Annotated in this window: 15 protein-coding genes and 1 pseudogene; 2 read left to right on the top strand and 14 right to left on the bottom strand. The window is 45.6% G+C overall.

Annotated features, from left to right (window positions below; genetic code table 11):
• Positions 1-4: 4 nt before the first annotated feature.
• Together DWY57_RS14945 and ybeY are read left to right on the top strand one after the other, a co-directional pair.
• Positions 5-1,237, top strand: a complete 1,233-nt coding sequence (locus DWY57_RS14945; protein ID WP_117599881.1) for a nucleoside recognition domain-containing protein — start codon at positions 5-7, stop codon at positions 1,235-1,237.
• Between the two features lie 60 nt (positions 1,238-1,297).
• Positions 1,298-1,711, top strand: a complete 414-nt coding sequence (gene ybeY, locus DWY57_RS14950; protein WP_119961992.1) for an rRNA maturation RNase YbeY — start codon at positions 1,298-1,300, stop codon at positions 1,709-1,711.
• Between the two features lie 71 nt (positions 1,712-1,782).
• Here the strand turns inward: ybeY and DWY57_RS14955 are convergent, their stop codons facing one another.
• The 14 genes and pseudogenes from DWY57_RS14955 to DWY57_RS15020 all read right to left on the bottom strand — a co-directional run bounded on the left by DWY57_RS14955 (position 1,783) and on the right by DWY57_RS15020 (position 23,467).
• On the bottom strand, positions 1,783-1,974 hold the full coding sequence (locus DWY57_RS14955; RefSeq protein ID WP_243634695.1) for a hypothetical protein: 192 nt from the start codon (positions 1,972-1,974) through the stop codon (positions 1,783-1,785).
• Positions 1,975-2,037: 63 nt separating this feature from the next.
• Positions 2,038-3,174: an aldose epimerase family protein gene (locus DWY57_RS14960; protein ID WP_005826133.1), complete on the bottom strand. Its 1,137-nt coding sequence runs from the start codon at positions 3,172-3,174 to the stop codon at positions 2,038-2,040.
• Between the two features lie 29 nt (positions 3,175-3,203).
• On the bottom strand, positions 3,204-5,234 hold the full coding sequence (locus DWY57_RS14965; RefSeq protein ID WP_117964323.1) for a hypothetical protein: 2,031 nt from the start codon (positions 5,232-5,234) through the stop codon (positions 3,204-3,206).
• A gap of 32 nt (positions 5,235-5,266) precedes the next feature.
• Positions 5,267-7,993 (bottom strand): alpha-L-rhamnosidase, encoded by a 2,727-nt coding sequence (locus tag DWY57_RS14970; protein WP_119961993.1) that lies wholly within the window; start codon positions 7,991-7,993, stop codon positions 5,267-5,269.
• A gap of 5 nt (positions 7,994-7,998) precedes the next feature.
• Positions 7,999-9,003, bottom strand: coding sequence for a family 43 glycosylhydrolase (locus DWY57_RS14975; protein ID WP_119961994.1), 1,005 nt, complete (start codon positions 9,001-9,003; stop codon positions 7,999-8,001).
• A gap of 11 nt (positions 9,004-9,014) precedes the next feature.
• Positions 9,015-11,078 (bottom strand): glycoside hydrolase family 172 protein, encoded by a 2,064-nt coding sequence (locus tag DWY57_RS14980; protein WP_243634696.1) that lies wholly within the window; start codon positions 11,076-11,078, stop codon positions 9,015-9,017.
• Complete coding sequence (locus DWY57_RS14985; protein WP_165853614.1) at positions 11,075-12,043, bottom strand: glycoside hydrolase family 43 protein; 969 nt, start codon at positions 12,041-12,043, stop codon at positions 11,075-11,077. Before DWY57_RS14985 ends, DWY57_RS14980 begins: the two co-directional genes overlap by 4 nt.
• A gap of 3 nt (positions 12,044-12,046) precedes the next feature.
• Positions 12,047-13,015, bottom strand: coding sequence for a glycoside hydrolase family 43 protein (locus tag DWY57_RS14990; protein ID WP_117964326.1), 969 nt, complete (start codon positions 13,013-13,015; stop codon positions 12,047-12,049).
• Positions 13,016-13,223: 208 nt separating this feature from the next.
• Positions 13,224-15,878 (bottom strand): family 43 glycosylhydrolase, encoded by a 2,655-nt coding sequence (locus DWY57_RS14995; RefSeq protein WP_119962025.1) that lies wholly within the window; start codon positions 15,876-15,878, stop codon positions 13,224-13,226.
• Between the two features lie 20 nt (positions 15,879-15,898).
• Positions 15,899-16,081: pseudogene (locus tag DWY57_RS21390) on the bottom strand (hypothetical protein); the annotation flags it as partial.
• The gene (locus tag DWY57_RS15005; protein WP_220186796.1) at positions 16,045-16,395 is read right to left on the bottom strand and encodes a glycosyl hydrolase; all 351 of its coding nucleotides are present in this window, start codon (positions 16,393-16,395) and stop codon (positions 16,045-16,047) included. The gene DWY57_RS15005 and the pseudogene DWY57_RS21390, both read right to left, overlap by 37 nt.
• 136 nt (positions 16,396-16,531) lie before the next feature.
• A complete protein-coding gene (locus DWY57_RS15010; RefSeq protein WP_119961997.1) occupies positions 16,532-18,385 on the bottom strand; it encodes a hypothetical protein in 1,854 nt (617 codons plus the stop codon).
• Between the two features lie 160 nt (positions 18,386-18,545).
• Positions 18,546-20,381, bottom strand: coding sequence for a RagB/SusD family nutrient uptake outer membrane protein (locus tag DWY57_RS15015; protein WP_119962026.1), 1,836 nt, complete (start codon positions 20,379-20,381; stop codon positions 18,546-18,548).
• An 8-nt stretch (positions 20,382-20,389) separates the two neighbouring features.
• Positions 20,390-23,467, bottom strand: a complete 3,078-nt coding sequence (locus tag DWY57_RS15020; protein WP_119961998.1) for a TonB-dependent receptor — start codon at positions 23,465-23,467, stop codon at positions 20,390-20,392.
• Positions 23,468-23,558 lie beyond the last annotated feature (91 nt).

Raw genomic sequence — 23,558 nt, forward strand, 5'->3', positions numbered from 1 at the left:
ATACATGGTTTTAAATTACATCTGGGTAGCATTCTTCGTCATCGCATTCATCGTGGCCCTCTGCAAACTCATTTTTATGGGTGATGTGGAGATATTCACAGAACTCGTCAACTCCACCTTCTCCTCTTCCAAAACAGCTTTTGAAATATCCCTGGGACTGACAGGAATACTCGCCCTCTGGCTCGGCGTGATGAAAATAGGCGAAAACAGCGGCATGATCAATGCCCTCTCCCGTTGGCTGAGTCCGGTATTCTGCCGTCTCTTTCCCGAAATACCGAAAGGACATCCTGCCATGGGTTCCATATTCATGAATCTCTCTGCCAACATGCTGGGGCTGGACAATGCCGCTACCCCAATGGGGCTGAAAGCCATGAAGGAACTTCAGGAACTAAACCCGAAAAAGGATACTGCCACCAATCCGATGGTAATGTTCCTTGTCCTCAACACCTCGGGACTGATACTTATCCCCGTCAGCATCATGATGTATCGCTCGCAGATGGGTGCCGCCCAACCCACGGACATCTTTATCCCCACACTGATAACGACTGCCATCTCGACCATTGTCGGTGTCATTGCCGTCAGCATTGCACAACGCATCAACCTGCTGAACAAGCCCATACTTATCCTGATTGGCTGCATCAGTCTTTTCTTTGCCGCACTCATTTATCTGTTCACACAGATTAGCCGTGATGAAATGGGTGTATATTCCACTTTAATTGCCAACATACTGCTGTTCTCCATCATCCTGCTGTTCATCCTCTGGGGGCTATGGAAGAAAATCAATGTATACGATGCCTTCATCGAAGGGGCCAAAGAAGGCTTCACCACCGCTGTACGCATCATTCCCTATCTGGTTGCCTTCCTCGTTGGAATCGCCGTTTTCCGTACTTCCGGCGCCATGGATATACTGGTGAACGGTATCGGTTATGTGGTAGGACTGTTCGGTGTAGACACCAGTTTTGTAGGTGCCCTGCCCACTGCCTTGATGAAGTCACTGAGCGGCAGCGGTGCCAACGGACTGATGATTGACACCATGAAGCAATATGGTCCCGATTCATTCGTCAGCCGTATGAGCTGCGTGGCACGCGGTGCTTCGGATACTACGTTCTATATCCTTGCTGTGTATTTCGGCAGCGTAGGTATCACCAAAACGAGGAATGCCGTGACGTGTGGGCTGATTACCGATTTCTCCGGCATCATTGCAGCGATTATTATCAGTTATATGTTCTTCTTCTAAAGAAACTGTCTTAATCACAGGAATGTAATTTCAATCGTAAATCGTAAAATTGTAAATAAAATGATTAGTTATCAGACAGACGGCGTGGAAATGCCATCCATCAAGAAGCGTGAAACCACGGAATGGATAAAATCCGTAGCCACCACTTACGGAAAAAGAGTCGGTGAAATCGCCTATATCTTCTGTTCAGACGAGAAGATACTCGAAGTGAACCGCCAATATCTGCAACATGATTATTATACAGATATCATTACCTTCGACTATTGCGAAGGAAACCGTCTCAGCGGTGACCTCTTCATCAGCCTTGATACCGTACGCACCAATGCGGAACAGTTCGCCGATAACAACTACGAACGTGAACTGTACCGTGTCATCATCCACGGCATCCTCCACCTTTGCGGCATCAATGACAAAGGGCCGGGAGAACGGGAGATTATGGAGGAGGCGGAGAATAAGGCGCTGGCGATGCGGTAATTTCAAAGAATAAAAACTCTGTCTTGATAAAGTGCTGATTTTACCAAGACAGAGTATTTAAGAAAAACAAGTTACTTTGCCAACACAACGACAACTAACGGGTGATATTTGTCTGTTCCTGATCCGATGCGGGCATCCACACCATCTATAGTTACTCTAATAAGTTCAACACTGCCATAACCATCATTATACTTCCAATGGGAAATGATGGAATGTTCCTCTCCGTCACCAAAGATATAGGGACAAACAAACGTACGCCTCAATACTTCAGGCTTCTTGTCATATTTATATCCATCCCATAAAGGCAGGCTATGCCTGCCTTATATTTATTTCTTCACCGAGAAGCGATAAATGCAATGGCTGTCATACTTCTCTCCCGGCTTCAGCAATGCAGAAGGCCATTCCGGCTTGTTGGGCGTATCGGGATACTTTTGAGTCTCCAGACAGACAGAAGCACGATGACCGTACACAATACCTTTCTTTCCGGTCAGTGTGCCATCCAGGAAGTTACCGGCATAAATCTGAATGCCCGGTTCGTTGGTATAGACATCAAGCACAATACCCGTTGAGGGAGATTCGAGGGTGGCACACGGGCGGGTGACATCGCCCTTCGTATTGAGTACCCAGTTGTGGTCATAGCCCTTGCCGTTCTTCAACTGCTCAAAGTCATTGTCGATACGGGCGCCAACAGCAGTAGGAGTGCGGAAATCCATATCCGTACCTTCTACGGAAACAATCTCACCGGTAGTCATGAAGGTACTGTCCACGGGGGTATAAGCATCTGCATCAATAGTGAGCAGATAATCCGAATTGGACTTGGAGGGGTCACCGTCCAGGTTAAAGTAAGAATGGTTCGTCATATTGACAACAGTGGTACGGTCCGTTTCGGCACTGTAACGAATGTCGATGGCATCGTCATCTGTCAGCGAGAAAGTGACCTTGCAGGTCAGGTTACCCGGGAAGCCCTCCTCTCCGTCTTTCGACAGATAAGTCAACTCCAGAACCTGACTGCTCAACTGGCGGGCATCGAACACTTGATATTGGTATCCCTTGGGACCTCCATGCAGGCAATGACCGTAATTGTTGCGCGGCAGCTGATACTCTACCCCATCCACTGTAATCTTACCCTGGTTGATACGGTTGGCATAACGTCCGATGGTAGCGCCGAAATCCGAAGGGAACTTGATGTAGTCCTGAATGGAATCGAAGCCCAGCACCACATCACGCATAACGCCATCCTTGTCTGGCACCATCACTGATACAATACGTCCGCCGAAATTCGTAATACAAACTTCCATACCATTCTTATTCTTCAAAACAAACAAGTCTGTCTGCTTGCCATCCACTTCCGTACGGAAGTTGGCAGGTTCCAGTCCAGAAGCAGTCTTTTCACTCGCCTGCTTGCCCGTGCAAGCCGATGCCAATAGCATCACGCTTGCCAACAAAGTCATCATCTTATTCATAAATACAATATTGGTTACTGTTTAGACTATCATTTTTTCAACAAGAACTGCTCCGCACGTCCCGGAGTGAACAGCTCCCACAAAGAAGCGACCGTCCAGCCCGGAGCGAAGATATTGTTGTAATATCCCTTTCCGTTACGTCCGTAATCCCAATTGGTATGCTGCACCACTTCCGGGTAATAGCCTACTTTGGCAATGCCGCACATGTGTCCTTCATATGGCAGTAACTGGCGCATGGAAGTGGAAATCACCTCGGCAAAGTCAGAGAAGCGCGGCTCGTTGTACTCCTTGGAGAGCCAATGCAGCACATCGGCAAATTCGAAGATAAATACATCGATATGGTTATTCTCTACCGACACATTTCCCCAACCACGGGTTTTCAAGCCGATATCTCCCAGCATCTGACCTTCGGCAAAAGGAACATCCCAAGTATAATACCACGACAAAGCAAAATAAGCGGCTTTCTTCGCCAGACCGGCATAGTGCGCACGCTCTTCTCCTTTGGTAACCAAAGCCAGATAATAAGCAGCCGTAGCAGCATACAAGGAGGCTTCCTTGTCCTCGCAGTTGGCATCCAGCGTAGAAGAGAAATAATCGGCTTTGGATATCAGTTCCTTCTCCAGATAGTCTACCGTACGCTTGGCGCTTGCCAGATAACGCTTGTCTTTGAAATACTTGGACGCCATCACCAAAGGCAATGTTGCCGAAGGCGTGCTACCACCGCTGGCATCCACGACAGAGAAATCATCCTTGAACTTGCGCGGGAAGCTGCCGTCCTCGTTCTGCAACTTGAGGAAGCTGTCCAGCATGCCCTTGATGCGTTTCTCCCATTCGGGGTGTTTACGCTTCTGCTGTTTCTCGTAGTTCAAATAGTTCAAGATGGCATACACTCCCTCGGACTGACGGCGGATGCTATGTCTGGTTTCCTTGAAGCCGCGGTTGTAGTGTACCACTTCGTTGAAGAAACCGGCAGGCGAAAAACCGTTCTGGAGATAAGTGTCAAAGATATGGTTGGCATTGTCCACCAGGTCTTGGCGGTTCTGCTGTTTGCCATACTCCAAAGCATTGAAAGCGTTCAGCAATGTACGTCCCACAAAGCCCACTTCGGCAACATCGGTATTGGCACAAGTAGCAGTCTCCAACTCTACACCGGAATAATAATGAGTGGGGGTATTGCCAACATAGCTTTCCACGAAGAAGTTGCTCATCACCTCCTTCATGCGGTCTACCGTGTAAGGTGTGTCAACCGGTTTCGGACGGTTAGTGTCATAACAATACTCCCAGGTGCGCTGTACGCATTCCGAAAAATCGGCAGCATTCCTTTCGGACACCTCCCAAGTCATGGAGATGCTGTCACCCTTACGAAGCAACTGGAAAGCCTCAACGGCAGGAGCCAGCGTCAATTTGCGGATATATGTCTTCGGTGCTTCCTTATAGGGGAAACCGTATGCCAAGACAGTCATACCATCCACATTGCAGAAACCGGTATATCCGATGGAAGTCTCACCGGACAAGATTACCTCTCCCTCCTTATGAGTGGTCAAAGCTTCCTTGTCGAACTTGTCAATACGGATAACCGACATGGACGTACCACTTGCCGGATTGAAAGCTGCCGTCAGCGGAGTGCTCAAACGGTCCTCACGCACCAGCCAACTGTCCGATGTGTGGAAAGAAGGAGCTTCCTTCGGCGAACGCAGGTTGCGGCGATACCAGAAGCCCGGCATGTAGAACTGGCAGTCCGAATGCTTGTAACCGGTCTTTATCTGTTCCCCGTAGTTGAAATACACATTTTCCAGTGCCTTGAGTGTGACGGTAATGCGCAGTTTGCCATCCTTGTCCACCACCTGGCGGATGATGTCCAATGGCAACGTTTCCGAAGCCCGGCAGCTGTACATACCATCCTGCATCTTCTGCAAGGCCAGCGGATATTGCTTGGCATCATTCCCCGGCACTTTCAAGGAAATAGAAGCAGAGATGTCTTCCGGAGCAGCATTTGCCGCTCCTGCACCCGTAATGCCCGTAAAGAGCATTATTCCCAAAAACAATCTTTTTAGTCTCATAGTTACATCTGTTTTATTGTTGTTAGAAAATATCATTCAGACATGAATACATACTTGCCGGAGCCCAATTCGACTACCAGCTTACCGTCAGCCTCCTCCACGGAATGAATCCCCGCCTGACCGGCATCTACCTGTACATGGAAGTCAAGCGGCAGCTTGATCGTAGCGGTTGTATTGGCGGGAATCTCAACGTTCCACTCCAGCTTATTGCCGTCACGTTTCCAGGAACTCCCTATCCTGCCATAAGGCGATACATGCGAAGCATTCACATAATTCAGTTTTTCCGGGAATACCGGTTCCATCAGAATCTGCTTGAACCCGACGGAAGCGGGAGCATTTTTTATACCGGCAAGATCCTCATAGAACCATATCAGCAGGTCTCCCAAAAGCATCACATGGTTTCTTGAATTCATCGCCGGATTTGCCGTGTCACCATTCCATAATTCCCAAATGGTGGTTGCACCCTTCTTAATCATGTAACCCCATGAGGGATAAGTGTCATTGGTCACTATCTTATAGGCAAGTTCCAGTCCGCCGTACTCGGTAAGTCCGCGCATCAGATGCTGGATGCCAAGCACACCGGCACTGACATGTCCCTTACAGTCTTTTTCCGTCTTCTCCACGACATTGGCAAATACTTTATCTTCATATCCGTCGGGAACCAGACCCAGTCTGAGGGAAAGCAGGTTTGCCGTCACCGTATTGTTGTCATACTGTGCAGTCTCAGTATTGAAGAATTTCTTGTTATAAGCGTCCTTGACCTTAATGGCAAGTGCTGCATACTCCTCAGCATCTGCCGGAAGTCCGTTCATTTGCGCGAACTTCTCCATCAGTTGCAGAATACTGTAAAACACCGTTGTACTCAACACTTCACCGTTCGTCTTACGGGCAGGGTCCTCCGAATGAATCAGCTCCGGCGACTCGGGAGGCATGCACCAATCCCCGTATTCATCCTTCACCAGAATATAGTCCTTCATTTTGGTCTCCGTCATGTGGTTTACCCAGCGCTTCATGGACGGATAGCGTTCTTTGATGGAGCTATCATCGCCAAACTGGCGGTAAAGCATGTCGGCTACGTAAAAATAGGCAGCCGGCCAAGTCACGTCATCATGGAAGATGGTCCAGTAACGGGGAGATACCACAGAGATACTTCCATTTTCATTCATGGACTCTTCTATATCCACCAGCCACTTCTTATACATCAAGGCATTGCCGAAAATGAAACTTTCACCATAGGCACCGGTAGTGCGGTCGCCCAGCCATCCAAGACGTTCATCACGCTGGGGGCAGTCGGTAGGCATACCGCGATAGTTTCCACGGATTCCCCAATAGGCATTCTTGTGAATTCTGTTAATCAACTCCTCGGAAGTCTCGAACGTACCGTTCGTTGCCATTTCATCATACACCACCTTACCGATGAAATCATCCGCTGCCGGTTCATAGTCCAAACCGGATATTTCCATAAAACGGAAACCATGGTAAACAAACAGCGGTTCCCAAACAAACTCACCGTCAGCGGCAGGAGTATAAATATCCGTGACAAGGGCACTGCGCAGGTTGTCAAGATACAGTTCCGTACCATTGTCCTTCAGCACTTCGGCAAAACGCATAGTAATGGGCTTGTCCTTCTTGCCACGCAGTTTCACCTGCTGTATTCCTACCATATTCTGCCCCATATCCACGATATATCTTCCATCACCTACCGATTTAACGGATATTGGCTTTATCTCCTCCATCACCTTCAGACTCGGAGAGAGCTGTGCCACAAGTTTTCCTTTGGGAGCCTCCATCCGTTCGGCCAACTGCCATCCGGAATCATTATAGCCGCTTTCCGTCCATTTACCCAATTCCAAGCGGGCATCGTAATGTTCACCGTCAAATTCGTTGTTCGCAGTTATAGGACCGTGGTTCGTCGCTTTCCAGGAATCATCGCTGACTACCGACACCGTCTCACCATTGTCGTACTCTATATTCAACTGCGCCATGAGGCGAGGTAAGCCAAAGCCTACCATCCCATTGGCACGCATGGAAAGATAGCGGCCGTTGCCCAGAGCCACGCCTATCGTATTGGTACCGGACTTCAACAAGGGGGTGACATCATAGGTCAGATAAGATACAGAAGCATCGTACCAGGTAGGCAAAGGACCGAATACATCGTTTCCAATCCTCTCGCCATTCATATAGCATACGGAAGAGCCTACTCCCGAAACATAAAGGACTGCACGCTTCGGCTGTGACGGCAAATCAAACTCCTTCCTCAGATAACGTGCCGGAAGGATGGTCCGTTCACCGTCCAGTTTCAAGTTTGTACTGTCGTTCAGTCCAATCCAGCCGGCTTTCCAGTCCGAACTGTCCAGCAAGGACATTGACCAATGCCGGACATTGCTTTGCGCTTTGTCACCGGTATTTGTCCATACCGTGACACGCCAATAATATTTCTGTCCCGACTCCAAAGGCGCCCCTGCATATTTCACCAGCACCGACTGGTCGGACTCCACACGACCACTGTTCCATACCAGCCCGGCCCCGGTCTGCAAACTCTTTTCCGAATCTGCCACTTCAATCTGATAAGCAGTCTGCATCACATCCTGCTTGCCGGTTGCCAACTGCCATGAGAAACAGGGAGCAAACGAAGCTACTCCTTCGGGATTATCCCGCATTTCAACGGTAGGTTCCACTATTTCCAAGGCACCTCCATTCGATGTTTTACAGCCCATCATAAGCAAGGCCAACAAGGATACTAAAATAAAATTCTTCATACTCGTCAGAATTCAGGTTTCTCCGATTCTGTAGATGCAACGGAGCCTTCTACTGTCGGCCATCCGTCTTCCCAGCTAATCTTATCTAGCATCAATACGCGACCTTCAGGATTCTTCGTGCTCACCGCATGATAGAAGAACCAGTCATTACCGGCATTGTCCGTCACAATCTCGGAGTTATGGCCGGTGCCCACAAAGGTATTGCTTTTCTGAATCAGCACTTCGTGCTTGTTGTCCATCATGCTACCGCCTTTCTTGTCGACGTAGGGGCCGAAAAGATTGTCCGAACGCCCTACAACGGTAGTGTAGGTACTGTTCAACCCCTCACAGCAACTTCCTATGGAAGCAAAGAAATAGTAATGTCCGTCTTTCTTATGGATATAAGTACCCTCGTAAGCGGTTCCCGCCACTTGCTGCGGTGTGGCACCTTCCTTCAAAGACAAGCCGTCATCGGACAGTTCAATCGCATAGATTCCACGGAAGCTGCCCCAGAAAAGATATTTCTTTCCTCCCTCCTCTATGTAGAAAGGGTCGATGGAATTCTGCACATTGATTTCATTGCTGCGGAACATCTTCCCGTGGTCCTTGAAAGGTCCCTCCGGTTTATCAGCAGTGGCACAACCGATGCCGCAATTCCACTCGCCTCCCCAAACGGACATGGAATAGTAGAGTACGTATTTATCACCTATCTTGTTGATGTCCGGTGCCCACAAACCGCCGTTCGGCTCAAAATCAGGTCGGGTACGGTCGGTAAAGGCAGTACCTACATATTCCCAATCCACCAGATTCCTGGAACGGTGAATCGGCAGATTACGTATGTCCTCGGTGGCATACAGATAGTAGTAGCCGTCACCGCCCTTTATCACAGAAGGGTCGGGCAAACTGTAGTTTATCACCGGATTGCGATAGACATTCTTCGGCTGTTCTTCCGGCTCGTTTTCTTTTGTCGCCGACGACGAAGAGCATGCCGTCAGGCAACATAATGCAAACATCAGAATTTGTTTCTTCATATTATCCTTAATTATTGTATTATTAAATAATCCATGCCCAACAATGAATTCGCAGAACGGCTATCAGCTTTTTTTTGTATAATCAGCAGTTCATTAGAGCCGTCTTGCAAAGTAACTGTCCCCAAATCCAATACATTCGTTGCCAGCCCGGTACTATACAGATTCAGGTTTTCTTTCAGTTTATGGTTGTTCAGGTACAAATCTATACAACCATAATCCGGTGCTACCGTAAAAGCTATTTTCAACCGATAATTGCCTCCCTTGTCGACTTTAAAGCCTAAGGAAGCTTTATCGCCTTCCTTTGCTTCAGCCCAAAAGAACTGGGCACCGTTACTCCAGTTCATGGCAGGTATACTTTGCGATCTTTCAATTCCTCCGGTCAGCCGAATATCCAAATATTCGCCTTCCACCTTCCTTCCGGCAACGGCTACATTGCTCACCAGATCATTCTTATGCTTTGCAATATCCGCAGATGCTTTAGCTGCTTCCGCCTTGCGGTTGGATTCTCCACCGGGCAGCATATACCAGAAAGTAGTAGGAGCATAGTTGATGACCGTACTGCCCCAATGCCATATCTCCATGTCAAACGTCAATGACTTGCTGAAAGGAATGGCATCCAAACCACGATAGCGCACATTGGAGACGTGCCCACACTGAGTGGAGCCTGTTCCATCCGGCTCGGCAATAAACGGATGGCTGAAAACATTGTGCATGCACCAGGCATAACCGTAATAGTCTTCCGTACCGGTGCCGAAGTGCGAAGGAAATTCCTCACCGTTCACATACACTTTTTCATCACCTTCGCCCCACCAGTCGGCCAAGGAGTTGAACAAGGTTACCCCATCGCCCACATATACTCCTCTGCCGGTCAGTTTCACGAAATTTACTTCAAAGTGGTCGTCTGTCGTAGGCTTATCCGGATTTGTACGGGTATGCAGATGAGAGAACTCCGTCCACCCCGCACCGAAGTACATACTTCTTTCATCCCATTTCCAAGCCGAGGTGTATGCAGTCAGAGAAGCCTCAACCTCGTCCGTCCCCACATTCTGCAATGCAATCCTGCAATCTTTCTGATAGGGCATTACCCAAAAGCAAGAAAACAGTGAATCGGATGTTACTTCGGTATAAAAAGTCTGAAACGGAGAAAGACGGTTCCCGCTTCCGAAAAAGTCTCCTACCGGTACCCATACAGTTTCGTTTCCATCAAAAGAAATACGCAGAACCGTAGAACGCAATGCCTGGTCAAAGTCTCCGGCATGCAGCTTTACGTCCAGACGCCGAACAGCACCCGGACCGGAAAGGGTCATATCCCGCTCTTCACCGGCAGCCAGCACACTCCGAAGCATCGGTTCTTTCTGCAATCCTCCTATTTCCCTCCGGGATACAGTCAGTTTTCGTTGTACATCTGCCAGTAATTTCGCATTCTGCTTGATGTCCTCCTTAGAGAAAGTGGCTACAGACGTTCCTTCTGCATAAGTACGGTAATTGATGTTGTAATAGAAGCATTCTTCGGAAAACTCGCCGGGTTCCTTGATGGAAGGACTTTCATAGGTAATCTTGCAATGCTTGGCATAAGGTATGGGCAGATACAGATTATGTCCCCTCTGCTTATAGTCCGTCAGTTCCGATACAGAAGCCGAAAGAGGCGCATCTACCAGAGCATGTCCGCTCAATATGCCCAGAACCTCCCCTCCTATTTCGGGAACCTCCTGATTATCAAGATAAAAACGCAGGGTTCCTTTATCCGAATATGCGGCTACAGTCACCCAAAAGCGAGTGATAGCTCCCGGACCGTCCGTATCAACCAGAACAAACTCTCTCCGTCCGTCAATGGAATCAACGCGCAGAAACTGGCTTCGGTCACAATTGGCATACCAAGAGACACTATCTTTTTTGACAGACGCCCGGTCGTAACTACTGAACTGCCTGGTTTCATAATAAGGTTCAGGATACTTTGCCAATGCTTCACAATCCACCATTTCTTTCAATAAAGAAGCAGTAGAGATTGTTTCTGTCTTCTTTTGACAAGCACAGAGGCATGCTATCAGCATATAATAAAACAGTCCTTTTTTCATTTTGATGTCAGATTATCAGTTAATACCTGCGGACGGATAAGAGGGCCACCGATAGAAACCGTTCTCTGGTCGGAAATGGCAAAATCCTTGATGTACGAAGTACGCGGCTGTACCTTCGTGGAATCCCAGTGTGCATGGAAAATATATTTCCAACTGCCGTCTTTGCAACGGAAGGGCGCTCCGTGTCCGGTACCCATCAAACCATCGGCACGTTGCAGAATCGGGTTTCCCTCGTATTTCTTCCACGGTCCCATAGGACTGTCTGAAGTTGCGTAGCCCACTCCGTAATTTTTGCTTTCAAAGTGATTGGCTGAATAAATCAGGTAATAAATGCCCTCTTTCTTCAAGACGGAAGGGCCTTCGGCCACCTTGGCAGGCTTGTCCTGCGAAAGTTCCCAAGGCTCTCCCACTTTAATGCACTCCGTCAACGTTTCCTGCTTGATGCCGGTCAAATCATCGTTCATTTCTGCCACCCAAATGACATTGCCATCTGTGAAACGCACGAAATAAAGGTAAGGCGTGCCGTCATCGTCGATGAAGAGAGAAGTATCAATGCTCTTCTCATCCCATATAGGCTGCTTCACCTCCTGACGGAACGGGCCTTGGGGAGTATCTGCCGTTGCCACGCAAATATGCTCTTCGGTGGAGTAGAACAAGTAAAACTTTTTCTTCGACTCGATATAGTAGACTTCCGGAGCCCAGAATCCCCACGTACCGTAGGAGTCGGCGGCCGACAACGCCTGGCCTTCACGCGTCCAGTTCTTCAGGTCATCGGAAGAGAAGCAGGCAAAGCCCTCCCCTTCTACCGTACCTCCGGTGCCGTAAGCATAGTACTTGCCTTCGTAAAGCATCACGTAAGGGTCGGCAATCGGCAGATAGTCTGATTCTACAACCGTCTTCTCCTTGCATCCGGCAAAACAAAGACAAAGCAACAGCAACCATATACAATTTTTCTCCATATCCATCTTTTATTTTACTACTTTGGGGGTCATATAGTCCTTGCTGATTCTCATACGGTCCACACCGTCCACTTTCTCGAAAGAAACATCAGTGATATACATGGCGCGCGGATGGATATTGTTCTTGTCCTTATGAGCATGGAAAACAAGACGAAGCTTGCCAGCCTTGTCTGTGAAGGTGGCACTGTGTCCCACCCCGACCAGTTCTCCGGGTTTCTGCAACAAGGGATTCTCCTCGTATTTGGTCCAAGTACCCATCAAATCGGTAGCCGTGGCGCAACCTATGCCGTAGAAGGGACTTTCATAACTGTTGGCGGAATAAGTCATATAATAAATTCCGTTGTGCTTGACGACAAACGGACCTTCATTCACACGAGGCCACACTTCCTCCCATGCCTGAGAAACGTGAATGCAAGGATGCATGGTCTCCTTCTTGATAGTCATGAGGTCTTTCTCCAATTCGGCCACCCAAATGTTGAGTCCGTCGTTGAAACGGTCGAAAAAGAGATAAGGTGTGCCGTCGTCATCAATGAACAGGGAGTTATCAATGCATTTCTCATCGGCAATCTGGGGCTCCTTCTTGCTCTGAGTGAACGGACCTGCGGGCGAATCGGCTGTTGCCACACAGATATGCTCGTCTGCCGAATAGTACATATAGAACTTCCCGTTCACTTCGTAGACCTCCGGCGCCCAGAACCAACGGTCGGCCCAGACATCCTTCTTTTGGAGCGCCATGCCCTTATACTTCCAAGTCTGCAAATCATCGGAGGTATAGACTTCAATGCCGTCATCCGCATGGGTGCCGTATGCATAGTAAGTACCCTCGTACAACATGATGAACGGGTCGCCCAAAGGTACCGGTGTTTCAACTCCTTCGACAACAATATCGTCCACATCCTTATAGTCTGAAGAGCAGGACTGACAGGAAGCCAGCGTAGCCGACAGAAACAAATACATACATATAAAATTCTTTTTCATGATTCTCATGGTTTCTATTTCAAAATAAATATTTACATCAAACTCATTTCGTCATCTCCTCGTATAGTGAAGAGGTCTCAGTCATATACTTAGGTTCCCTCAGTCGTATACTTAGATAAGAGTAATTTAAGCAGACTGATTACCAACATATTACAGTTTTATCATTCGATGTGCAAATTTCAAGACAAAATGCGGTTCCAACATCCAATCAAGGCTTCATCTGATTGGGAACCTGCCCTATGTGATAATACAGCACTCCCTTATAGGCAGGAGATTCGCCCTCCGAACAGAATCCGATGCGGGACGCAGGGTAGCGGATGTCTAACGTACCCAATTCCCTGCCGTCCACAAACAGATACAGTTTGTCCGCCCGGCGTACTGCACGAAAATTATAGGAGTCTTTCCACAACTCGTGTACGCCTATCTTATAGATATGGCGTTCCAAATCTTCCGCCTCCTTGTTAATGAACCGGATACCTTCTGCCTTCACCGGAGTAAAGGTACAATAATTATACGCAGGATGTTCTGCTACTCCCCCACTTTTGCTCTCTATCGGATACCATTCGCTGCCATTCAGGTACTCTATGTCGAATTTGCCGAACATGTCATCTACAAATTCGGACTTGTTACCTGCTTCATGACGGTTCAGGTAAAGGGTATCCAGCCACGTAGGTGCAGCAAAACGATAATCTTTCTCAATGAAGTCGGTATACTTCACATCCGGATAGAATGTTTGCAGGCATCCTAGTGAAAACTCCTTTTTCCAAGCGTTTTTCCCCTTCTTCACAGCTGTCACCTCAAGCATACGGGTAGCACCATTAAACTGAGCCTTCACATAGTTATCCTTATCCACATAAACCGGATAGCTTCCTGCCTTGTCTTGTCCGGACAAGCCGGATAACTGGAAGCTGAATTCATAATCGTTCAGGAAATCGCCTTTCAACAACTCCTCATTCTCCGAAAGCTGAAAATGCACATCATCGAAACCGATGGTATAGGTAGTCCCTTCGAACAAAGCAGACTTTGTCTCATCAAATACTCCGGGAACACCCGCTTCTTCTGCCGGAACAGCCTCTGCAAAGACATGTTTTCCCGGTGCGGGAATCTCATCCAGCCAAATCTTCAGACAGCCACCATTACGCTCAATGCGCAGATGATGATACACCCCCCAACGGAAATCTTCCGGCAGGGCATAAGATTCCTTATTTTCTTTACCGCCGACAAGTGTACGCAGGTACCAGCTCCGGTTCTCGGCATCCAAACCTACATAGGCACAGTTATCTGCATCCTTCCACCAAGCAATGACACCGGCTCCACCCTCGGTCTTGACTCCTGTCTCGAACAAGTAAGCCACGGACGGCTGTACTTGCTTCAGCACACCGAACGAAGCAGTTTCGCCTTTATCCGCAAACGTGGGCATCGAAGGTTCGGGATGATAACCCGCCGTACGTGGACCAGTGATACCGTCCACAAACAAAGTCTTGTCGAAGAACTGGACACGGTTGATATATTGTCCCCGATGCTCATCGTTCTTGTTTGCCATATAAATCAGCCACCATTCAAATCCGTTGGGACCTCTCAAAATATTGGGCTGACCGGGAGTCATCAGAATATCATCGGCAATGCCGTCTTTCATATCGAACAGAGAAACGTCGAAGAATTGCGAACGTCCCTTGTTTGTTTCTACGGCAAGCAGATTCGTGCCTTCCTTCAAAGCAGCACGCAGCTTCTTGTCCAGGTTTACGATGCAATAATCACGCCCCTGCTTCTCGTAGACAATTGTTCCGTTCAGATAAATCCGGGTATCTCCATCGTGAGCGACACGCAGTGCCAGATTGCCGGTTTCGCTACCGGCAGAGAAAGTCTTTCGCAACCATAGGGAGGGCGTATTCCACCAAGTACCCAGATGCCGGGTTGTGGAACCTTTCACTTCACGGGACGAAAAGCCGGTCTCCCCCCTCGCCCAGCCGGAGTCATCGTAGGTCGCTTTTGTCCAGTCGCCCTCCGGCTTGCTCTCCGTATAAGCAAACAACGGCTCATACGTGCGGCCATACCGCAATAAATCCACTTGCTTCTCCTCCAGTTGTGTCTGATTGCAACCTACAACCGGATAGCTATATTTATTACCATTTTGAAAACCTAAAGGAAAGTCTGCCTCAGCAACTCCCAACTGATAATTGCCCCACTCTGTAGAGGTATGGTTGGCATTATACATCATATAGTAGCGGTCTCTATACTTCATGACCCACGGTCCCTCCGCTACTCTGTTATCCATCGTTTCCCATGTATCTGGCAATGAGGCGAACTGGCACACCGGTTCGCCGGCAAATTCTGCCGGGTTCTTCATTTTACGTCCCCATATGGTATTTCCATCAGTAAAACGTACCATATACATGTATAGTTGTCCATCATCATCTCTGAATATCATAGGGTCGATGCGGTTATCCATCCATGTCTTCTTGTCGGGTTCTGCATAAGGCCCCAGGACATCTTTACTTTGTGCGTGTACAATGTGAACGGCATGCTTGTCTCTTCTCCAGTAATTGACAGACCAATACAGATGGAAGTCACCGTTCAGGTAGAGCATATCGTTGGCATGGATTTGGTCATTGCCTGCTCCACTGCCCCTGCTCCAATCGTTATCCATATCTACCACATGGATAGGCTTACCCCAATGAACCAAGTCATCGGATACATAAAAGTCCCCATTCGTAAAAACTCCGCCGATGTAGTACTTGCCATTATACTTCATCGCACCGGCATCGGCTACTCCCGGAAGTACCGGATTCTGGACGTTCTGCGCGAACAAAGTGCTGCAGCAAGCAAAGGCAAATGGTAATAGTAGTTTTTTATAATCAGACATAGTATAATATAGTTTGGACATCATTTCATTTTCTTAGGTAACTTGCTAAAAATAACATGAATACGTTTCATATCGAATTTAGATGTACGGTCATAATAATAAAGACCATTCTGTTCTTGCTCTACATCAGTCAGTTGAGTATAACAATATCCCCAAACATAGTCGCTTAGTTCGAGTAAGGCATTCTGAACCACACCTTGAATATCCGGCGGTCTTGTGCGGGAATACGCGTTAAAATTTGTCCGATAAACGTATCAAAATGCATGGCAAGATGCCCCTTGCTCATCTTGTCTATCTCAAGGCCAGTGCCATCCGGGCCACCCGGGAAATTGGTTCGTCCGGTCGGCATCATTCCCGTACGCAGCACGCCCCACTCTCCTTTAGAGACATCCCAGACAAGTTTATCCGTAGATGTCATATAACGAGATATGCACAGAGCATGTTCATTACTGATATTCAACATCTTACCATTTACTTCCAGCTGTATCCTCCATATGTAATAATCCCATAGGGGTATCGCTCCCTAATACATCTTAGCAATTGTTTTGGCCACGTAGTTTTCATAAACGCTACAGCTCAGCACCATAACGCAGAACTGCACCCTGCTGTATTCCTTGATATTGAATAAGGTATCGCAGAAATCAATCTGACATTTAAAATATCCCCTCCGTGACTTGCCGTTGGGTAGAAATCTGCTTGAACGCGAAATTATCCAGCAGTTCAGAGGAAATCTCTTGACCGGAAAACCAATGCAGTTGGCTGATAGCAAAGCGTTCCAAGGTAGGAACGATGTCTTCCACCGCGGGAGCGTTCCACTCCGTACAGAAAATCGGCCGTCCGAAACGATAGCAGATACTGGCCAGCCAGCCGGTTTCCGGTGCTTTTTGAGCAGAGGAAAAAGCGATAATGTCAGACAGACTCCATATTTGGTAACAGAGTTCGGCAGAGCTTCCTCCTCCGTAAGTCAGGTAGTCCCAACCGGCTCTATGCCCATGTACCAAAGCTCCCCAATAGTTAAAATCGGGAGCAAACGGCTTCACTTGTACATAAGGTGTCATGGTAAGCGGCTGATTGGCATACTGGTTGCGGGCGTGGCGGAAGATGAGCGTGATCAGTTCGCGGAGCGCGGACGCGGCGGTCACTTTCTCGCCGGGATGGTGGTACAATTCCCACGCTTTGATACGGGTGTCACAATAGTATTTGCCGATGACCGTGCCGACATATTCTGCCAAGGAAAGGTGCGGAGCATTGAAATCATCGTCAGTGAGCAATACCGGCATGACTGTGAGCCGGTTCGTTGCGGCAAGACTCAATTGCTCTTCCAAATTGTTGAAAAACGCGGTAGAGTCGGTCACCCAATCACGGTATGACAGTTTCAGGCTGACGGCATTGTAGCCCGGGAGCTGCGTTGTGCCCAAATAGAGGGTTTGTGCGGCACGTCCCTTCAACGGACCAGTTGCCATCCATTGCCAGGCTCTTTTGTGATTCCAGCGTTCGGTGATTTCCAGTCCGGGATAGAGTTCTTCTCCTGGAGAAGCGAAGCGGTAGTTTTTGATCATCGCTATCTCCCGGCTGTCATAGGCCGTTCCGTCACTATAGAGGATATTGTGGAACATCGGACCGTAGGGGTCGTAAGTGCTCCGTCCCCAGCGGGCTTCCCAGTTGCAGTCGTTGATATACAATCCCCAAATGTAGAAATTGACTTTGTATTTTGAAAATGCGGCGAATGTACGGGCTATGCCAGAGCCGTTCGTGCGGGTGAGGCACTCAGTCGCTACCATGGGACGAGAGCCTATTTCTTGCAGATAGTCCATCATGTCATTAATATTTTTGCTGAAGTTGAGCGCACAGTTGTAGTAGTGGAAGTTGTGTATGTCCATCATGCTTTCCACTTCCGCCATGCGTTTGAGCGACTTGCTGTTTCGTTTGATAGTAGCCCAGATGATGGAGGACGTAAGTGGCTGGATCGGATTTTCGTCGCGACACCACTGCACCATCTGTTCGAGTATATCCATCTGTTCGTAGGTTTCCGCCTTGTCTTCATAGCGGGGTTCGTTCCACAAATCCCAAAACACAATGCGTTTCTCCTTGGCGAAAGCCCGGATGACTTTCCGGACGGTCGCTTCATATTCCTGCATGGGCTGTTTGCCCCGGTTGCGCCAATAGTTGTCAGCCACGCATGAGATGACGGGCGAGACGGTCATGCCGAATTGGTCGGCATCGTCTATCATCTGTTGAATGTACCGGATTTGGTCATCAGAAGTCCGCCCGCGCACCCAAAAGCGCACGCTGTTCAAACCCACTTCATGGGCTTTGCACAACACATCGACCCGCGTCATGCTGGGGTAGGCCGGATTGGGTTCATTGAAGCCCTTGATAACGCCCACTTCTTCTTGCCATTTCCAAGCTTGTTTTTCCGTCCATTGCTTGCGTGCCAAGGCTTGTCCACTGCCAATCAGCAATAACAGAGGGAGCAGCGTATAAAATAATATAGCCGTTCGTTTCATGCTTAAAATATTTTAAAATTAGACTTTAATGTTGATAGTTTGTCCGTTTCCAAGATAACGGAGCAAATATATATTTTAATATACTCATAAGCCATTAAATTAAAAGGAAACGAAGTAATAGCTTCTTCACAAGCTATTACTTCATCAATATTCATAAGAACTACCACAACGGGGATTGCACCACACCTATACGTTTATTAATTTCAGCCTGAGGAACAGGAAACAAATAATGCTTTTTCTCAAAAATACGTTTACTAATTCTAGTACGTTCAAAATAATGCTCTAAGCCAGCATTTATATTCATTCCATGAATATCTCCATTATCAACAATTTCTGCTATTTTCCAACGATGACAATCGAAATAACGATGCCCCGCTTCAAAAGCCAACTCTATTCTACGCTCATGATGAATCCGTTCTCTCATCTCTTCTTTACTTAATCCTATCCTCAAATTAGGAAGACCAGAACGATTTCTAATCAAATTTACATATTTATATACTTCATCAATAGGTCCTTTCGCTTCATTCAAAGCTTCCGCATAATTCAAATATATCTCAGCCAATCTAGCATATATCGCAATCTCAATCTGTCCTCCAGTACCGGCAACAATATTCACCTCCTCATCTGATGTCTTTCTCAACAAATATCCAGTTGAAGAGTAATCAACACTACTATTTTGCATACCATCTTTACCTCCATAAAAGAACTCCAAAGTTCTTCCTCGCCATTGTTGCCCATTAAAATTGATCGTAGCATAGAAACGAGGCTCTCTATTAGCATACATATTCGAAATGCCTGCAGGATGATATTTACCAGCAACTTCAGCTACTCCCTCCTCACAATATTTACTTTCACTATTTATTATAGGGCTTCCATCTATATTGTACCCAACAATCGGAGTTGTGCCATCACTCATCTCATAAGCATCAACCATTTCTTGCGTCGGACTTAGTCCAGACCATCCTCCCATTCCATTAGGTGACATACATTGTTCCTGGTGAATATTATTACCAAACGATGTTCCCTTATTGCGAGCAAACAAAATTTCTTCATTCCATTTATTCCCAGGTAAGAAAATCTCAGCATAGTTATTATAAGGATCATCTGTTTTAGAATGATACAATTTATAATGACCACTCTGCTCCACCTGAGTAATGCACTCCAATGCAGCATTTGCTGCTAACTGCCATTTTCCATCATCCTTCGCTCCAAATAATAAAGTCCCATCTTCATTTTTATAATTCACATAATCAGCATTCCCATTGAATAGCGGACTTGCAGCATAGAGTAAAACTCTAGATTTCATAGCTAAAGCTGCCGCTTTAGTCACACGCCCATATTTTGATGTCACTATAGAACCGGAAGTATTTGTATAAGCTATCGGAACATTACTATCAATGCATTGTTGAAATTCTGTCACGATGAAGTCTATACATTGATCAAATGTATTCCGAACATAATAGTACTTTTCATCCATTTTCAAAGAATGGTCTATAATTGGAATAGGCCCATAATTTCGCAACAAAAAGAAATGAAATAGTCCACGTAGAAAATGCACCTCCCCAATCCACATATTTTTTGTAGCTTCATCTACTGGCGAATTAACGACATTCTCCAAAAACAAATTGCATTGGCGTATTCCTCGATATAATTCTGTCCAGATATTACAATTTTCTTCAATCATTGAAGCATCCCACGATCCCGAATTCATTTTCTTACACATGGGATATGTCCAAGTTAAATTCATCTCATCAGAAGCACCACTCCACGGAGAATGTGCAAAATTATCATTGTAATTATTTTCCGGAGGAAGATAACTATATGTCTTCAAAAGAAAGCGTTCTGTATATAGCTGGTTACTAAAAATATCCTCCATTGTCTTTGATGAAGCATCATCAGGAGTCTTATCTAAATAATCACTACATGACGACATTACAACCGCAAGCATCAAAAAACAGAACTTCAATATCTTATTATCAATCATTTGTTTTTTCATAAATCTCATTATTTAAAATTAATTTGGAAACCTACATTTATACTTCTCTGCATGGGATAACTACCAGTTCCATTATCTGCTTCCGGATCTACTATTTTTAAATGGTCGAAAGATAATAAGTTCTGCCCATTACAAAATATACGGATATCATCCATGAACATCTTATCAATTAAATGTCCTTTGAATGTATATCCTATTTCAGCCGTCTTCAACTTTAAATAAGAACCATTTTTCATCCATAAAGTAGAAGTTCTATAATTGTTATTACTAAATTCATTTGTAACCAACGGATATTTAGCTGTAACAGCTGTTTCGGGAGTCCACCTATGATCGTAATATTCACGCAATACATTCCAAGAACCTTCTCCATTATAGAAAGGATACATCGTCGGCCCATCCAAGAAGAAACTTGTATGAGCTGCCCCAGTAAAGAACACACTAACATCAAACCCCTTATATGCCACAGTTCCACCAAATCCCATCATTATTTCAGGTGTTCGGGGGTAACCAATAGCCACCTTGTCATAATCATCTATCACACCATCATCATTCACATCCATGTACTTGATATCTCCAGGACGTACCTCGCTTTGGAATGTTTGCCGAGGACTATTCTTTATATCATCTTGATCTTTAAAGAAACCTAAAGCAACCAAGCCAAAAGGCTGATCAATGCAACGTCCGCGAGCATCCTGATATTTATATAGGGGCTCCGGTTCATCATTTTCTATAATTTTATTACGTGCAAACGAGAAATTACCTCTCAAAGAATAGAACAACCCATTGTGAGTCGTTTTTTTGAATTCCAACGCAGCTTCAATACCTTTATTCTCAGCTTTCCCTAAATTAGCCACAGGTATAGCACCATCGGGGAACCCTCCTACACTAGGTATAGTTCCACGATTAATCAAAATGCCATCGCGTTTCTCACTAAAAATATCAACCTGCAATGACAAAGCATCTTTAAACAAACCCAAATCAAAGCCAACATTTAGTTTCTTAGCCGTTTCCCACGTAACATTAGGATTACCAATCTTTCCTTCACTAAGACCTTCCAAATATGTGTTGCCATCCTTACCGAACGGAATGGTTGCACTATGCATATTCATAGTTGTCAGATACAAAAAACGAGCACTATTCGATATATCATTACCTACCTCACCATAGCTACCTCTTATCTTCAAGTTACTGACAGCCCATTCCGGATTCCAGAAATCTTCATTCGTAATTACATAGCCCAATGAAATAGAAGGGAAAAAACCATATCTTTTTCCTTTGGGGAATTGCTCCGAACCATTATAACCAAAATTAAATTCTGCAAAATATCTCTGATTCCAATTATAACTAACACGCCCTGCTATGCCCTGACGTCTATATGGTAGAGAGCCAGTAGGGTCTGTATTTCTTAAATCAACATAATCACGTCTATTAAATAGAAACATTCCTGCAACATTATGTTTATCAAAAGTGCGATCATAATTCAAAGCGACTTCATAATATATAGCTCTATTCGCACTTTCATGCAATCCCACATTTTTGATATTTTCTTCTCGCAAAACCGTATACAAATCATTCCCTTCCGCATCTTTCCCGTCATAATGTTTCACTTCAAAGTCCTTATAGTATTGTTTATTATTAATATAATAATGGTCATATGCAAAACGCCCATTCAGTGATAATCCCTTCGTTATCAGAGAAGATAAATCCCAATGTGCTGAAAAAGTTCCTTGCAATGTATTCCAATTTTGAGATTCATATCCACTTTGTGTCACCATACCCCACGGATTACTACCCAAAAATGCAGAAATACCTCCAGGAGAACCATCCGGATTCTGTTTTGGAAAAGCCAAAGGAGGTGTTCTTCTCAATGCTGTAAAGATATCACCTTGGCTTTTACCCGGGAAATTACGGCTTTGAATGATACCTCCGACTCCTAACTCAACAGACAAATCTTTTGAAAGGTTTACATCTACGCGAGAACGAAAATTGTAGCGATTAATTTTACTATTTGTATTGTAATTATTTAAGTTATCTTCTTTATATAAACCACTTTGAGATGTATACCCAACATTCACAAAATATCTCACAACTTCACTACCACCTGTAATATTCAAATTCGTAATACTTTGGGTCGTATTTTTACGCAATATTTCATCTACCCAATCTACGTTAGGATGCAAATAAGGGTCACTCCCGTTACGATATAATTCAATTTGCTCATCTGTGTAGGCCATACTTGTAATACCTACATTCCTACGCCCTTCATTAACCAATTCTGCATATTCTGCAGCATTGATGTAATCAGGATACCTAAGTCCAGTTAACACTGCATATTCAGTTCTAAATGTTATTTTAGGTTTTCCTATATTACCTTTTTTAGTTGTAATCAAAATTACACCATTAGCTCCACGAACTCCATAAACAGCTGTTGCCGATGCATCTTTTAAAACCGAAATGCTTTCTACTTCTTCAGTATTAATCGTATTCATATCTCGCTCAATTCCATCAACCAAAACCAAAGGATTTCTATTTGTCCAAGTACCAAAACCACGAATATAAATTTGGGCCTGATCATACCCGGGCTCACCTATTGCTTGACGTGTCACGATACCAGGAATCTGTCCTCCTAAAGTGTTACTAAGTGAAGGTGTCGAAATTTTGGCCAATTCTTTCGTTGATATATTAGATACAGAACCAGTTACACTTACTTTTTTTTGTGTACCATATCCAACAATTACGACTTCGTCCAGTTTACCAATTTCTTCTTCCATAGTTACATTAAGAATCTTACTACCAGCAATAGGGATTTCCTGATCGACAAATCCCACATAGCTAAAAATGAGAATAGCATTCTTTGATACAGTAATAGAATATTCTCCGTCAACATTAGTAATCACCCCATCAGAAGTACCTTTTACAGTAATTGTAACACCAGGCAATGGATCCCTTGCGGCATCTGTCACATACCCTTGCACCACCATCTTCTCACTTTGTGCAAATAATGAAAAGCAAATAAATACCAACATAAATAGAAAAATCACTCGTCTATTTACTTTCAACTTGTTTTTTTGATTAATACAGCACATAAAATAATTTTTAATAGAATTAGATTTTCGAATAAAACACAAAAATTGACATCCCACAAATGTGTAAAGCATTTGTCAAATAGATAAAAAT

Source organism: Bacteroides sp. AF25-5LB, assembly GCF_003602965.1.
In the GTDB taxonomy this organism is placed as follows: domain Bacteria; phylum Bacteroidota; class Bacteroidia; order Bacteroidales; family Bacteroidaceae; genus Bacteroides; species Bacteroides uniformis.